Raw genomic sequence first — 13638 nt, 5'->3', positions numbered from 1 at the left:
CCTGTCGATGCCGTCACCGAAGTGCCCCGGAGCAGGAGCGCCTCAGCGGGCGGCCCGCCGGTAGGCCCAGGTGGCGAGGGTGAGGGAGACCAGGCCGACGGCCGCGCAGACGCCGAGGTCGAGGGCGACCAGGCCCCAGTCGGGGCGGGGGGCGAAGGTGCGGGCGAAGGCGTCGACGCCGTAGCTGGAGGGCAGCAGGTCGCGCAGCCACTGGACGGGCTCGGGGAGCCGGGAGGCGGGCAGGACGCCGAGCAGCAGGGCCGCGGACATGCCGAGCTGTCCGGCGAGGGTGGCGAGTTCCTGCCGGGGGGCGAGCAGCCCGAGGGCGGCGCCGAGCCCGGCCAGCGCGGCGCCGGCCGGCGGGACGACGAGGAGCAGCACCCAGAGCCGGCCGAGCGGCAGGTCGAACATCCAGCCGCCGAGGCCGGCCGTGACCAGGGCGCCGGGCACGGTGAAGGAGGCGTACGCGGCGGCGGTGCCGAGCACCACCGAGGCGGGCGGCACCGGCAGCGTGGCGTAGTGGTCGAGGCCGCCGGTGGCGCGGAGCCGGCCGAAGTACTGGGCGAGCAGGTTGAGCGCGACGAAGGCGACCACCAGGACGGCGGAGCCCGCCACCACGGCGTGCGCGGACGGGTTGTCGCCGGGGTCGACGACGCCGCGCATCATCACCAGGATGCCGACGGACTGGAAGGTCGCGACGAACAGCAGCGGGATCCGGGAGACCTTGGCCCGGGCCAGCTGGGCCCGGTAGACGGCGGCCAGTGCGGGCAGCAGCCGGGCGGCGGGCGCCAGCGGGGCGGGGCCGGTGGTGAGCGCCGGGGTGTCGAGCAGGGTCATCGGGCGAGTCCTCCGTGCCGGCCGCCGAGCCGGAGGTAGGCGTCCTCCAGGGTGGGGGTGGCGAGGGTGAAGTCGTCGAGCGCGGCGAAGGCCGGTCCGGTGGTGACGGCGGCGACCAGGTCGCGGGCCTCGTCGGGGGTGGTGCGCAGGGTCCAGCGGCGGCCGGTGCGCTCGGCGCGTTCGGCGAGCGCGGCGACGGCGGGGACGCCGAGCGGGGCGTCGGCGCGCCACACCAGGTCGAGCCGGACGTGGCCGTCGACCAGGGCCTTCAGCCCGCCGGGCGTGTCGCAGGCGATCACCTTGCCGTTGTCGACGACGGCGACCCGGTCGAGGACGGTCTCGGCCTCGATGACGTTGTGGGTGACCAGCAGCACGGTGGTGCCGCGTTCGGCCCGGCGACGGTCGACGGCGTCCCAGACGGCGCGCCGGGCGACCGGGTCCATGCCGGTGGTGGGCTCGTCCAGGACCAGCAGCGGGCGTTCGCCGACCAGGACGGCGGCGAAGCAGGCGAGGCGGCGCTGGCCGCCGGAGAGCTTGGCGAGCGGGCGGTGGGCGAGCGGCTCCAGGCCGAGTTCGGTGATCACCTCGGCGGTCTCGGCGCGGGCGGCGGCCCGGGTGAGGCCGCGCAGCCGTCCGGTGGTCTCGGCGGCGAGGGCGACGGTGAGCTCGTCGAGGGCGGTGGACTCCTGGCCGAGGTAGCCGAGCAGCCGGGCGGCCCGTTCGGGGTGCCGGACGATGTCGTGGCCGAGCAGCTCGATCCGCCCGGCGTCGGGCCGGAGCAGCCCGGTGAGCTGGCGGACCAGGGTGGACTTGCCGGCGCCGTTGGGCCCGAGCAGCCCGAACACCTCGCCGCGCCGGACGGCGAGGTCGATGCCGTCGTTGGCCCGGACCACCGCGGCGCCCGTCCGGTAGGTCTTGACCAGGCCGCTGACCGTGCAGCAGCCCTGAGGTGCCTTGCTCACGACGGAAGACTCTACGCGCCGCAACGGGCGTTCCGGGCACGCGGGGTGCGGCGGTCAGCTGTCCTCCGGGACGGCGGCGGGCTGCCGGGTGTCGGGGACCCGGGCGGCCAGCTCCTTCCAGAAGCCCTCCCGGATGGCGTACCTGTCCTGCTCGTCGATCTGGTCCTCCTTGTGCGCGAGCAGGCCGAACCGGGCGGCGTAGCGCAGCAGTTCGCCGTCCAGGCGGTGCGGGATGCGCGGGTGGTCGGTCCACAGCAGGGCGGGGTGGCCGTCGGCGGGGAGGCGGTCGAGCCAGCGGCGGGCGAACACCTGGCCGACCTCCTGCGGGTCGCCGCCGACGCTGGTGATGTCCTCCTCGCGGTCGGCCCAGCGCTGGGCGGAGGTGGTGAGCCGGTCCAGGGTGGGCAGCGCGTCGGCGGCGGTGGCGGTGTCGGCCCGGTGGTCGACCCAGCCGCGGTCGGAGGACCAGCGCAGCACCGGGCCGCCGGTGGCGCCGGCGGGGCCGGGGGGCGCGGTGGCGGCCCGGCCGGCCAGGTCCTTGGGGGTGGGGATGACCCGGAGCGGGGCGGGGCGGGCGGCGGGCGCGGGCGGGGCGGGCGCCGGGCGGGGGCGCGGCGCGGCGACCGGGAGCACGGCGACGGCGACCGCGGCGGGGGTCGGGGCCAGCACGGCGACGGGGGCGACCGGCAGGGCGGCGGGCGCGGCGGCGGGTTCGCGCGGGCGGGCCCAGCGCTCGATCCAGGCGCGGTCCAGCACCCGGCGCTCGTCGGCCTCGCCGACCAGTTCCTCGGACTGGTTGAAGTCCCCGTCGGCGGCCTCCAGCGCCCACAGGTGCAGGGCCACCCCGTGCTCCTTGGCGGAGGCGACGCCGGGCAGCAGGTCGCCGTCGCCGGTGACCAGCACGACGTCGGCGCAGGCGTGGTTGCGGGCGAGTTCGCTGAGTTCGGCGTGCATGGCGGCGTCGACGCCCTTCTGCACCCAGCGGCCCTCGGCCCGGGTGAGCGCGCCGAGCCGGACGGTGACCCGGGGCAGGACCCGCAGGCGGCGGTGCTCGGGGGCGGGGCGGCGGTCGACGGCGGCGTCGAACCAGTAGATCCGCAGCAGCGGCAGGCCGGTCTCCTCCTCGGCGCGGTCGCGCAGCGCGTTGATCAGCACCGGGTGGTCCACGGCGATCCGGGACCGGCCGGGTTCGCCCGCGAGCAGGCTGGCGGCCGCTCCCAGCAGGTAGCCCGCGTCGACCAGGACGACGCAGCGGTCCATCTCCGGAACCTCCTCCTCGGCCCGGCCCCGGCGGTGGGGGCGCCGCGCGGCGGTCCGGCGACCGTTGGGCACACCTTTCCCCCTCGTTCGCCCGGCGAACCGCGCCCGGGGCCCCGCCGCGGCGGGGCCCCGGTGGCTCAGCGGGCGGTGGGGTGTCCGTCGCCGGTGATCGCGGTGCCGATGTGGTAGGCGGCGACGGAGCGCTCGCCGGAGGCGGTGACGGTGATCGACCCGGGAGCCTGGGCGGGCAGCAACTCGGTGATGGCGCGCCGCAGTTCGGGGTCCTCCAGCAGGGCCAGCTTGAACTGGAGGCGGAGCGCGGCGGCCGCGTCCTGGTCGCCGGGGAGCTGGACGGCGTGGCCGACGGCGGTCTCCAGGGCGGCGGCCCGGTCGGGGCGGCGGCCCAGCACGGTCTGCAGCAGGCGGCGGCCCAGGTTGGCGGTGGCGTCGGCGGCGGCGTCCTCCGCCCGGGTGAGGACGGCCGCGCCGTAGCTGCCGACGGCGGCGGTGAGGTACGGGCCGGCCTGTTCGACCAGCTGGACGATTTCGGTGCTCATGCTGCCCCCAACTCGGCTTCGTTCCACGTGCTGTGACGGAGCGTAGAGCACAGCGGGGCGCGGGGTCCGGCGCGAGCGGCGGCCGTCGGCGTGGTCGCCCGCACGGGCAGGTCACTGCCCGTGCCGCGGTCCTGCCGACGGCCCTCCTCCGCTTCGCGCGGTTCCCCGCGCCCCTGTGTTCCGCGCGCGGCCGCGTGTCGGCCGGGTGTCAGCCGCGCAGTTCGGCCGCGACCAGCTCGGCGATCTGGACGGCGTTGAGGGCCGCGCCCTTGCGCAGGTTGTCGTTGGAGAGGAACAGCGACAGCCCGTGGTCGACCGTCTCGTCGGCGCGGATGCGGCCGACGTAGCTCGGGTCCTGGCCGGCGGCCTGGAGCGGGGTGGGAATGTCGGTGAGGACGACGCCGGGGGCGTCGGCGAGCAGTTCGGCGGCGCGCTCGGGGGCGAGCGGGCGGGCGAAGCGGGCGTTGACCTGGAGCGAGTGGCCGGTGAAGACCGGGACGCGGACGCAGGTGCCGGAGACCTTGAGCTCGGGGATGCCGAGGATCTTGCGGCTCTCGTGGCGGAGCTTCTGCTCCTCGTCGGTCTCGTTGCTGCCGTCGTCGACGACCGACCCGGCCAGCGGGATCACGTTGAAGGCGATCGGGCGCCGGTACACGCCGGGGGCGGGGTACTCGACGGCGGCGCCGTCGTGGACGAGCGCGGCGGCCCCGTCGACGACCTTGCGGGCCTGCTCGTGCAGTTCGGAGACGCCGGCCAGGCCGGAGCCGGAGACCGCCTGGTAGGTGGAGACCACCAGGGCGACCAGCTCGGACTCCTCGTGCAGCGGGCGCAGCACGGGCATCGCGGCCATGGTGGTGCAGTTCGGGTTGGCGATGATGCCCTTGGGGCGGTCGGCGATCGCGTCGGGGTTGACCTCGGCGACGACCAGCGGGACCTCGGGGTCGCGGCGCCAGGCGGAGGAGTTGTCGATGACGACGGCTCCGGCGGCGGCGACCTCGGGGGCGAGGGCCTTGGAGGTGCTGCCGCCCGCCGAGAAGATCACGATGTCGAGGCCGCTGTAGTCGGCCGTGGCGGCGTCCTCGACGGCGACCTCGGTGTCCTTCCAGGGCAGGGTGCGCCCCGCCGAGCGGGCCGAGGCGAACAGCCGCAGCTGCTCGACCGGGAACTGGCGCTGCGCCAGGATCTCGCGGACCACGCCGCCGACCTGGCCGGTGGCTCCTACGATGCCGATCCTCATCAGTCTCCTCCTCCTAGCGGTTCTGCCCACTCATCATGCCTTGTCAGAGCGGGTTTTCGCGGAGCCGTCCCAAAGCGTGAACGCTCGCCGTCCAGCTCGACAAGCCCTCCTGCCGGGGCGCTCCGGAACGGGAAAATCTGCGTGCGGGTCAGGCGTGCGCGAGCAGTGGCAGCCGGACCGCGGGGGTGGGGATCCGGCCGTCGCGGTGCAGCAGGGCCTTGAGCGCGGTGGGGTTGGGGCCGGCGAAGGCGGCCCGGGAGACCTCGGCGAGTTCGGCGCCGAGCTTGCGGGCGAGCGCGGCGTCCCCGTCCTGCCAGGCCCGGTGCAGGGCGACGAAGCGGGCGGTCTCCAGGTGGGCGGAGGCGAGGATGCCGCCGTCGGCGCCCAGCGCGAGCAGCGGGGAGAGGAACAGGTCGTCGCCGGCCAGGACGCCGCGCGGCTCGGCGGCCAGCAGGGCGACGGTCTCCTCGTCGATGCCGCCGGGCGCGTACTTGACGCCCGCGACGCCGGGGGTGGCCAGCAGGTCGAGCAGGGTGGCGGCGCCGAGCGGCTGCCCGGTGCGGTACGGGATGTGGTAGATCACCAGCGGCACGGGCGAGTGCGCGGCGAGGGTCCGGAAGTGGGCGAGGACGCCGGCCTCGCCGGGGCGGACGAAGGCGGGGACGGCGACCAGCGCGGCGTCGGTGCGGCCGCCGAGGGCGGCCAGCGCCTCGGCGGTGCGGGCGGTGCCGCCGTGGCCGGCGCCGACCGTCAGCACGGCGCCGTGCTCGGTGGTGACGCGGCGGCAGACCTCGATCACGGCGTCCTGTTCGGCGGTGCTCAGCGAGCCGGGTTCGCCGGTGGTGCCGAGGGCGACCAGGCCGGCCGCGCCGGCCTCCAGGCTGTCGCGGGCGAGCTGTTCCAGCGCGTCGAGGGCGAGGCCGCCGTCGGCGGTGAAGGGCGTGACCAGCGGGACGTGGATGCCGTGGAGTTCCATGCGGGAAGCCTGCCGGGCGGTGACCGTGCGGGTCCAGTTCACGTTTCCGATGCTTCTCGTAAGCTGGGCCGATGCTCGATGTGCGACGACTGCGGCTGCTGCGCGAACTGGCCCACCACGGGACGATCGCGGCGGTGGCGGAGGCCCTGGCGTTCAGTCCTTCGGCGGTGTCCCAGCAGCTGTCGGTGCTGGAGCGGGAGGCGGGGGTGCCGCTGCTGGAGCGGACCGGGCGGCGGGTGGCACTGACCCCGGCGGGGCGGAACCTGGTCCGGCACACCGAGGCGGTGCTGGAGCTGCTGGAGCGGGCGGACGCCGAACTCGCGCACGCCCGGCGGGGGTTGGCGGGCCCGCTGCGGATCGGCGCCTACCCGTCGGCGGTGCGGGCGCTGGTGCCCGCGGCGCTGGCCGAGCTGGCGTCCCGGCACCCGGGGCTGGAGGCGATGGTGAGCGAGGTGGACCCGGCGGCGGTGGCGGGGGCGCTGCGCGCGGGCGAGTTGGACGTGGCGCTGGTGCACGAGTACGACCTGGTGCCGGCCGAGCCGGAGGAGGGGGTCGCGCTGACCGGCCCGGTGTTCGCCGAGCCGATGTACCTGGCGGCCCGGGGCGCGGGCTCGCCGGCCGACCACCGGGACGGCCCGTGGATCACCGCCCCGGTCGGGACGCTCTGCCACGCGATGACGCTGCGGGTCTGCCAGGCGGCCGGTTTCGCCCCGCGGGTCCGGCACCGGGTGGACGACTTCGCGGCCCAGCTGGCCCTGGTGGCGGTGGGTCAGGGGGTGGCGCTGGTCCCGCAGTTGGGGGCCGAGCCGTGCCCGCCGGGGGTGGTGCTGACCAGGCTGCCGGTGCACCGCCGGACCAGGACGGCGTTCCGGGCGGGCGGCGCGGCGCATCCGGCGGTGGCGGCGTTCGCGGCGGCCCTGCACGCGGTGGTGCCGGCCGGGCTGCGGGCGTCCTGAACGGCTTTCCCGCACCCCCGGGGACGGCGTCGGGGACGGTCGGTAGCCTTCCGCCATGCATGAGTCGAACGAGCAGACGGAACAGCCCGGCCGGTTCGGGACGGACGCCACGGTGGAGGTGCGCGCCGAGCGGATGGGCGGGGTGCGCACGGAGTACGCGCCGGACCACGACGGCGACCCGGACCCGGGCGAGATCGTCTGGACCTGGGTGCCGTACGAGGAGAACGACGGGCGCGGCAAGGACCGGCCGGTGCTGGTGGTGGCCCGGGAGTCGGGCGGTTCGCTGCTGACGGTGATGCTGTCCAGCAAGGGCCACGACCACGACGCGGACTGGGTGCCGCTGGGCGCGGGCCCGTGGGACCGCAGCGGACGGGACTCCTGGGTCGCCCTGGACCGGGTGTTCCGGGTGCACGACGGCGGGATGCGGCGCGAGGCGTGCGCCCTGGACCGGGCCCGTTTCCAGCTGGTGATCGACTCGTTGAAGCGCCGTTACCAATGGCACTGAGTAACGATTGTCGGATCATCTTCCGTAGTTCACCCGATTCCGGGTACAACGGCAGCAGCATTCCCAACAGTTGACCTGGAGTCGGCAGCATGAGCAGCAACACCCCTCCTGGCTACGGGCCGTCGCAGGATCCGTACCAGAAGCCGCAGGACCCCAACCCGTACGGCCAGCAGCCGCCGGCCTCGGGCTACGGCCAGCCGCAGCCCGGATACGGTGAGCAGCCCGGTTACGGTCAGCAGGGCCCTGGTCAGCAGCCGGGCTACGGCCAGCCCGGGTACGACCAGCAGCAGCCGGGCTACGGCCAGCAGCCCTACGGCCAGCCGGGCTACGCGGCCCCGCAGGGCCAGCTGCCGGGCTGGATCGCCCCGCCCCCGCCGCCCGGCGTGCCGCCGACCCCGGGCACCCGGACCCTGGCCACCCCGGTCGACCGCTTCGTGGCCCGCCTGATCGACGGCCTGATCATCGGCGTGGTCATCACCATCCTGGCCAACCTGCTGTTCACCCCGTTCAGCATCATGTACTGGGTGCTGTTCGCCGCCGCCTACGTCGTGTACGACGGCGTCATGATGAGCACCCAGCACTGCCAGACCGTGGGCAAGAAGGCCATGAAGCTGCGGGTGGTCAGCGTCGCCACCGGCGCCCGCCCGACCGACAACGAGCTGTGGACCCGGGCCGGCGTCTGGGGCGGCCCGTACATCATCCCGGTCGTCGGCGGTCTGATCGTGCTGGTCAACGGCCTCTCCCAGCTGTGGGACAAGCCGCTCCAGCAGACCTTCCACGACAAGGCCGCCAAGACCGTCGTGGTCAAGGAGAACTGAGCCGGCGCACACCGAGGGGCCCCGGCGGAGTCACCACGCTCCGCCGGGGCCCCTCGCCGTGCGCCGGGGTGACGGGCCGTCAGCCCGCCAGGCAGCTCGGGCCGAGCAGCTGCTTGAGGTCGCCGAACAGCGCCGGGTCGGTCTTCACCCGGTGCCGGTCCAGCCGCAGCACCACGGTCTTGCTCTCGCCGCGCAGGTGGACGTGCACCTCGGTGCTGCCCTTGTGGTGGACGAGCACCTCGCGGAGCCGGCCGACGATCGGCGGGGTCAGCTTGTCCTCCGGCACGGTGATCACGATCGGCAGCTGCGCCCCGATGTTGCTCAGGTCCGGCACCGCGAGCTCCATGCCCATCAGCCGGGGCACGTCCTCCCGCCGGTCGAGCTTGCCGCGGACGAACACCACGGAGTCCTCGACGAGTTGCGAGGCGACCAGCTGGTAGCTGGCGGGGAAGAACATGCAGTCGATCGAGCCGGCCAGGTCCTCGACGGTGGCGATCGCCCAGGCGTTGCCCTGCTTGGTCATCTTGCGCTGCAGGCCCGAGATGATGCCGCCGATGGTCACCATCGCGCCGTCCGGCCGCTCGGCCAGGTCGGCGACCGCGCAGTCCGCCCGGTCGGCGAGGAGGTGCTCGATGCCGTGCAGCGGGTGCGAGGAGACGTACAGGCCGAGCATCTCGCGCTCCTGGGTGAGCAGGAAGGACTTCTCCCACTCCTCGTCGGAGAACACCACGTCCAGCCCGAAGGACGGCTCGTCCGAGACGGAGTCGCCGCCGAACAGGTCGAACTGCCCCTCGGCCTCCTTGCGCTTGATCCCGACCACGTTGTCGATCATCGGCTCGAACTGGGCGCTCAGGCCGCGCCGGGTGTGCCCGAGCGAGTCGAAGGAGCCGGCCTTGATCAGCGACTCGACGGTGCGCTTGTTGCAGACCACCGACTCGACCTTCTCCAGGAAGTCCGGGAACGAGGTGTACTTCCCCTTGGCCTTCCTGGTCCGGATCATCGACTCCACCACCGGCCCGCCGACGTTGCGGATCGCGGTCAGCCCGAACCGGACGGTCTCGCTGCCGTGCGGGGTGAAGTCGGCGTCCGACTCGTTGACGTCCGGCGGCAGCACCTGGATGCCCATCTTGCGGCACTCGTTGAGGTAGACCGCGGACTTGTCCTTGTCGTCCTTGACCGAGGTGAGCAGCGCCGACATGTACTCGGCCGGGTAGTTGGCCTTCAGGTAGGCCGTCCAGTAGGAGACCAGCCCGTAGCCGGCGGTGTGCGCCTTGTTGAAGGCGTAGCCGGAGAACGGGACCAGCACGTCCCAGACCGCCTGGATCGCCGCGTCGGAGTAGCCGCGCTCCCGGCAGCCGCGCCGGAACGGGACGAACTCGGCCTCCAGGATCTCCTTCTTCTTCTTGCCCATCGCCCGGCGCAGCAGGTCGGCCTGGCCGAGCGAGTAGCCGGCCAGGATCTGCGCGGCCTTCTGCACCTGCTCCTGGTAGACGATCAGGCCGTAGGTGGGTTCGAGGATCTCCTTGAGCGGCTCGGCCAGCTCCGGGTGGATCGGGGTGATCTCCTGCTGGCCGTTCTTCCGCAGCGCGTAGTTGGTGTGCGAGTTGACGCCCATCGGGCCGGGTCGGTACAGCGCCAGGACGGCGGAGATGTCCTCGAAGTTGTCGGGCTTCATCAGGCGCAGCAGCGAGCGCATCGGGCCGCCGTCGAGCTGGAAGACGCCCAGCGTGTCGCCGCGGGCGAGGAGTTCGTAGGCGGGCTTGTCGTCCAGCGGCAGCTGGAGCAGCTCGATCCTGACGCCCTTGTTCTTCTCGATCGCCTTGACCGCGTCGTCCATGATCGTCAGGTTCCGCAGGCCGAGGAAGTCCATCTTGAGAAGGCCGAGGCCCTCGCAGGTGGGGTAGTCGAACTGGGTGATGGTGACGCCGTCGGAGTGCCGGGTCCAGACCGGGATGTGGTCGGTGAGCGGCTCGGCGGACATGATGACGCCGGCCGCGTGCACGCCGGGCTGCCGGATCAGGCCCTCGATGCCGCGCGCGGTGTCGATCACCTTGCGGACGTCCGGGTCGTTCTCGTACAGGCCGCGGATCTCGCCCGCCTCGCCGTAGCGGGGGTGCGCGGAGTCGGTGATGCCGGACAGCGGGATGCCCTTGCCCATCACGTCCGGCGGCATCGCCTTGGTGATCCGGTCGCCCATCGCGTACGGGTAGCCGAGGACCCGGGAGGAGTCCTTGATCGCGGCCTTCGCCTTGATGGTGCCGTACGTGACGATCATGGCGACCTTGTCGGCGCCCCACTTGTCGGTCACGTAGCGGATCACGTCGGCGCGCCGGCGCTCGTCGAAGTCGATGTCGACGTCGGGCATCGAGACGCGCTCGGGGTTGAGGAAGCGCTCGAAGATCAGGCCGTGCGGGATCGGGTCGAGGTCGGTGATGCCCATCGCGTAGGCGACCAGCGAGCCGGCCGCCGAGCCGCGGCCGGGGCCGACCGCGATGTCCTGGCTCTTCGCCCACATGATGAAGTCGGCGACCACCAGGAAGTACGCCGGGAACCCCATCTGGATGATGGTGTCCATCTCGTACTCGGCGAGCTTGCGGTGCTCCTCGTCGTAGCCGCCGGGGAAGCGCCGGTCCATGCCCTCCCAGACCTTGGCCCGGAAGAACTCCGCCTCGGAGGCGTACCCCTCGGGGATCGGGAAGCGCGGCATCAGGTTCTTGAACTCGAACATGCCGGTGGTGTCGACCCGCTCGGCAACCAGCAGCTGGCTGTTGCGGCAGCCCTCCTGCCAGACGTCCGAGGTGTCCAGGCCGTACATCTCGGCGGCCGACTTGATGTAGTAGCCGGTGCCGTCGAACCGGAACCGGTCCGGGTCGGAGAGGTTCTTGCCGGTCTGCACGCACAGCAGCAGGTCGTGCGCGCCCGCGTCGCCCTCGGTGGTGTAGTGCGAGTCGTTGGTGACCACCGGCGGGATGTTCAGCTTCCGGCTGATCTCGACCAGGCCGTCGCGGACCCGGGTCTCGATCTCCAGGCCGTGGTCCATCAGCTCCAGGAAGTAGTTCTCCCGGCCGAAGATGTCCTGGTACTCGCCGGCCGCCCGGACCGCCTCGTCGAACTGGCCCAGCCGCAGCCGGGTCTGCACCTCGCCGGACGGGCACCCGGTGGTGGCCATCAGGCCGGCCGCGTGCTCGGCGATGATCTCCTTGTCCATCCGGGGCCACTTCACCAGCCAGCCCTCGGCGTAGGAGCGCGAGGTCAGCTTGAAGAGGTTGTGCAGGCCCTGCTTGTCGCGGGCCCAGATGGTCTTGTGGGTGTAGGCGCCGGACGCCGAGACGTCGTCCTTCTTCTGGTGCGGCTGGCCCCACAGGATGCGCTTGGTGTTGGAGCGGGACTCGGGCGCGACGTACGCCTCGATGCCGATCACCGGGGTGATCCCGGCCGCCGTCGCCTGCTTGTGGAACTCGGCGGCGCCGTACATGTTGCCGTGGTCGGTCATCGCGACGTGGGTCTGCCCGAGCCGCTCGACCTCCTTGAAGAGCTGCTTCAGCCGGGCGGCGCCGTCCAGCATCGAGTACTCGGTGTGGACGTGCAGGTGCGCGTACGGCTGGTCGCTCAAGGCGGGGCCTCCGGGGTCCTGGGTGGGGGCCGAAACACGTGAGGCCCGAGCCACCACCAGGGCTCGGACCACGGCTTCCGGGATCGCGCCCCGAGTCTAGTCCCCTTCAAAAGATCGTTTCCGGGGCCGCACCCTGCTGACGGGCTGTTAGTTTGTGCCGTCCCCGTACGACCGCCAGGAGGCCCCGCGATGCCCGCCGCCCGCACCCTGTCCGACCGCGAGCTGACCGTCTCCTACTTCGACCGCCAGCTGCTGCACCGCGCCGGGACGCCGGACGCCGCCTCCGCCGTCGCCCGGCTGACCGCGCTGCAGGCGCAGTACTCGCCCTCGCCGCACCTCGCGCTGTGGGCCCGGCTGCCCGGCTTCGGGCACCGGCAGCTGGAGGCCGCGCTGCTGGACGGCACGGTGGTGAAGTCCACCCTGATGCGCGGCACCCTGCACCTGGTGCCGGGCGAGGACTACGGGCACCTGGCGGCGGCCTGGCGCGCGCAGTGGCTGAAGGACCTGCGCGGGCGGCACCGGGACAGCGGCCTGGACGAGGCCGCCCTGGAGGCGTCGCTGCGGGAGTTCGCCGCCGTCCCGCGGACCGCCGAGGAGCTGCGCGGGCACACCGCCGAGGCGTCCGGCGGCCGGGCCCGCGCCGCGGACCTGCTGCACTGGCCGCGGGCGCTGCTCCCGCTGGTGCACGTCGCCCCGTCCGGGCACTGGCGGGCGCACGGCAAGCCGTCGATGGTGCTGTGGCCGGGGGCGCTGCCGCCGGAGCCGGCCGGCACCGCCCGGCTGGTGCGCCGCTACCTGGCGGGCTACGGCCCGGCCTCCCGGGCCGACGTCGCGCACTTCGCGGGCCTGCGGCTGCGCCAGGTCGACGCGGCGCTGGCCGAGCTGGGCGACCCGGTCCGCTACCGGGCCGAGGACGGCCGCGAGCTGCTGGACCTGCCGGACGCGCCGCCGGTGGACGTCGACCCGGGCCGGGAGCTGCCGGTGCGGCTGCTGCCGAAGTGGGACGCCGCGCTGCTCTCGCACGCCGACCGGACCAGGATGCTGCCCGCCGCGATCCAGCGGCAGGTCTACCGGGCGGTCAACGGCACCCTGCTGGCCTCCTACCTGGTGGACGGCCTGGTCGCGGGCGTCTGGGAGCACGCGTGCGGGCGCGGCACGGCCGTCCTCACCCTCACCCCGCTGCTGCCGCACGGGCGGCGCGCCGAGCTGGTCGCGGAGGGCGAGCGGCTGCTGGCCTTCCTGGAGCCGGAGGCGGAGCGCCGCGAGGTGGTGTTCGCGTCCTGAGCGCCCCCGACGGCCCGTCAGTACTGCTGGTCGACCTCCTCCAGGAAGGCCAGCGTGGCGGCCCAGGTCCGCTCGGCGGCCTCGGTGTCGTGGTCGGGCAGTTCGGGGTCGGTGTAGAGGTGCCCGGCGCCCCGGTAGCGGTGCACCTCGACGTCGGCGCCGGCCCGGGTCATCCACAGGTACCAGGTGTTCAGCCAGTCGTCGGACTCGAACGGGTCGGGTTCGGCGACGTGCAGCTGCACCGGGATCTCGGTGGCGGCGTCCTCCCGCAGGTCCGAGGTGCCGTGGAAGAGCACCAGGGCGCGGGCCTTCCCGTCGGCGAGGGCCAGGTTCTGGGCGAGCGAGCCGCCGAGCGAGAACCCGGCGTACACCAGGCCGGGTTCGGCGGGCAGCAGCGGGGCGACGGCGGTGACGGCGCGGCGCAGCAGGTCGTCGTTGCCGATCTCGTCGCGGTACGCCATGCCCTCCTCCAGGTCGTCGAAGGTCCGGCCCCCGTACAGGTCGGGGGTGTGCACGGTGTGCCCGGCGGCGCGCAGCCGGTCGGCGGCCTCGTGCACGGCGGGGCGCAGGCCGTACGCGGAGTGGAACAGGACGATCTCGGCCACGGGGGAGGCTCCTCGGTGCTCGGGCTTC

The 13638-nt window shown here is 73.9% G+C and carries 12 protein-coding genes; 4 read left to right on the top strand and 8 right to left on the bottom strand.

Translation table 11 applies throughout. The annotated features are described in order from the left end of the window. Positions 1-42: 42 nt before the first annotated feature. The 6 genes from ACIQBJ_RS17630 to ACIQBJ_RS17605 form a co-directional block, all read right to left on the bottom strand. Positions 43-837: an ABC transporter permease gene (locus ACIQBJ_RS17630; protein WP_400710408.1), complete on the bottom strand. Its 795-nt coding sequence runs from the start codon at positions 835-837 to the stop codon at positions 43-45. Continuing rightward, complete coding sequence (locus ACIQBJ_RS17625; protein ID WP_400710405.1) at positions 834-1799, bottom strand: ABC transporter ATP-binding protein; 966 nt, start codon at positions 1797-1799, stop codon at positions 834-836. Before ACIQBJ_RS17625 ends, ACIQBJ_RS17630 begins: the two co-directional genes overlap by 4 nt. Before the next feature lie 54 nt (positions 1800-1853). Beyond that, positions 1854-3059, bottom strand: a complete 1206-nt coding sequence (locus tag ACIQBJ_RS17620) for an NYN domain-containing protein (protein WP_400710402.1) — start codon at positions 3057-3059, stop codon at positions 1854-1856. 137 nt (positions 3060-3196) lie between these two features. After that, positions 3197-3616, bottom strand: a complete 420-nt coding sequence (locus ACIQBJ_RS17615; protein ID WP_400710399.1) for a hypothetical protein — start codon at positions 3614-3616, stop codon at positions 3197-3199. Between the two features lie 208 nt (positions 3617-3824). Then, positions 3825-4853, bottom strand: coding sequence for an aspartate-semialdehyde dehydrogenase (locus ACIQBJ_RS17610; RefSeq protein WP_400710396.1), 1029 nt, complete (start codon positions 4851-4853; stop codon positions 3825-3827). A gap of 148 nt (positions 4854-5001) precedes the next feature. Beyond that, the gene (locus ACIQBJ_RS17605) at positions 5002-5871 is read right to left on the bottom strand and encodes a dihydrodipicolinate synthase family protein (protein ID WP_400710393.1); all 870 of its coding nucleotides are present in this window, start codon (positions 5869-5871) and stop codon (positions 5002-5004) included. 29 nt (positions 5872-5900) lie between these two features. Here ACIQBJ_RS17605 and ACIQBJ_RS17600 point away from each other — a divergent pair, with 29 nt between their 5' ends. From ACIQBJ_RS17600 to ACIQBJ_RS17590, 3 genes are all read left to right on the top strand, one after another. After that, positions 5901-6785: a LysR substrate-binding domain-containing protein gene (locus tag ACIQBJ_RS17600; RefSeq protein WP_400710390.1), complete on the top strand. Its 885-nt coding sequence runs from the start codon at positions 5901-5903 to the stop codon at positions 6783-6785. 55 nt (positions 6786-6840) lie between these two features. Further along, positions 6841-7290, top strand: coding sequence for a type II toxin-antitoxin system PemK/MazF family toxin (locus ACIQBJ_RS17595; RefSeq protein ID WP_400710387.1), 450 nt, complete (start codon positions 6841-6843; stop codon positions 7288-7290). 89 nt (positions 7291-7379) lie between these two features. Further along, positions 7380-8108: an RDD family protein gene (locus ACIQBJ_RS17590; protein WP_400710384.1), complete on the top strand. Its 729-nt coding sequence runs from the start codon at positions 7380-7382 to the stop codon at positions 8106-8108. Between the two features lie 79 nt (positions 8109-8187). On the opposite strand, the gene dnaE is transcribed toward ACIQBJ_RS17590, so the two are convergent. Beyond that, complete coding sequence (gene dnaE / locus ACIQBJ_RS17585; RefSeq protein ID WP_400710381.1) at positions 8188-11721, bottom strand: DNA polymerase III subunit alpha; 3534 nt, start codon at positions 11719-11721, stop codon at positions 8188-8190. A 189-nt stretch (positions 11722-11910) separates the two neighbouring features. Here dnaE and ACIQBJ_RS17580 point away from each other — a divergent pair, with 189 nt between their 5' ends. Beyond that, entirely contained in the window at positions 11911-13005 is a 1095-nt protein-coding gene (locus tag ACIQBJ_RS17580; RefSeq protein WP_400710378.1) for a winged helix DNA-binding domain-containing protein, read from the top strand. A gap of 17 nt (positions 13006-13022) precedes the next feature. Here ACIQBJ_RS17580 and ACIQBJ_RS17575 read toward each other — a convergent pair whose 3' ends face one another. Then, complete coding sequence (locus ACIQBJ_RS17575) at positions 13023-13610, bottom strand: dienelactone hydrolase family protein (protein ID WP_400710375.1); 588 nt, start codon at positions 13608-13610, stop codon at positions 13023-13025. Positions 13611-13638: the final 28 nt, after the last annotated feature.

The organism is Kitasatospora sp. NPDC088391 (assembly GCF_044753345.1).
Taxonomy (GTDB): Bacteria; Actinomycetota; Actinomycetes; order Streptomycetales; family Streptomycetaceae; genus Kitasatospora.
This window is presented reverse-complemented; position numbering and strand designations above follow the sequence as displayed.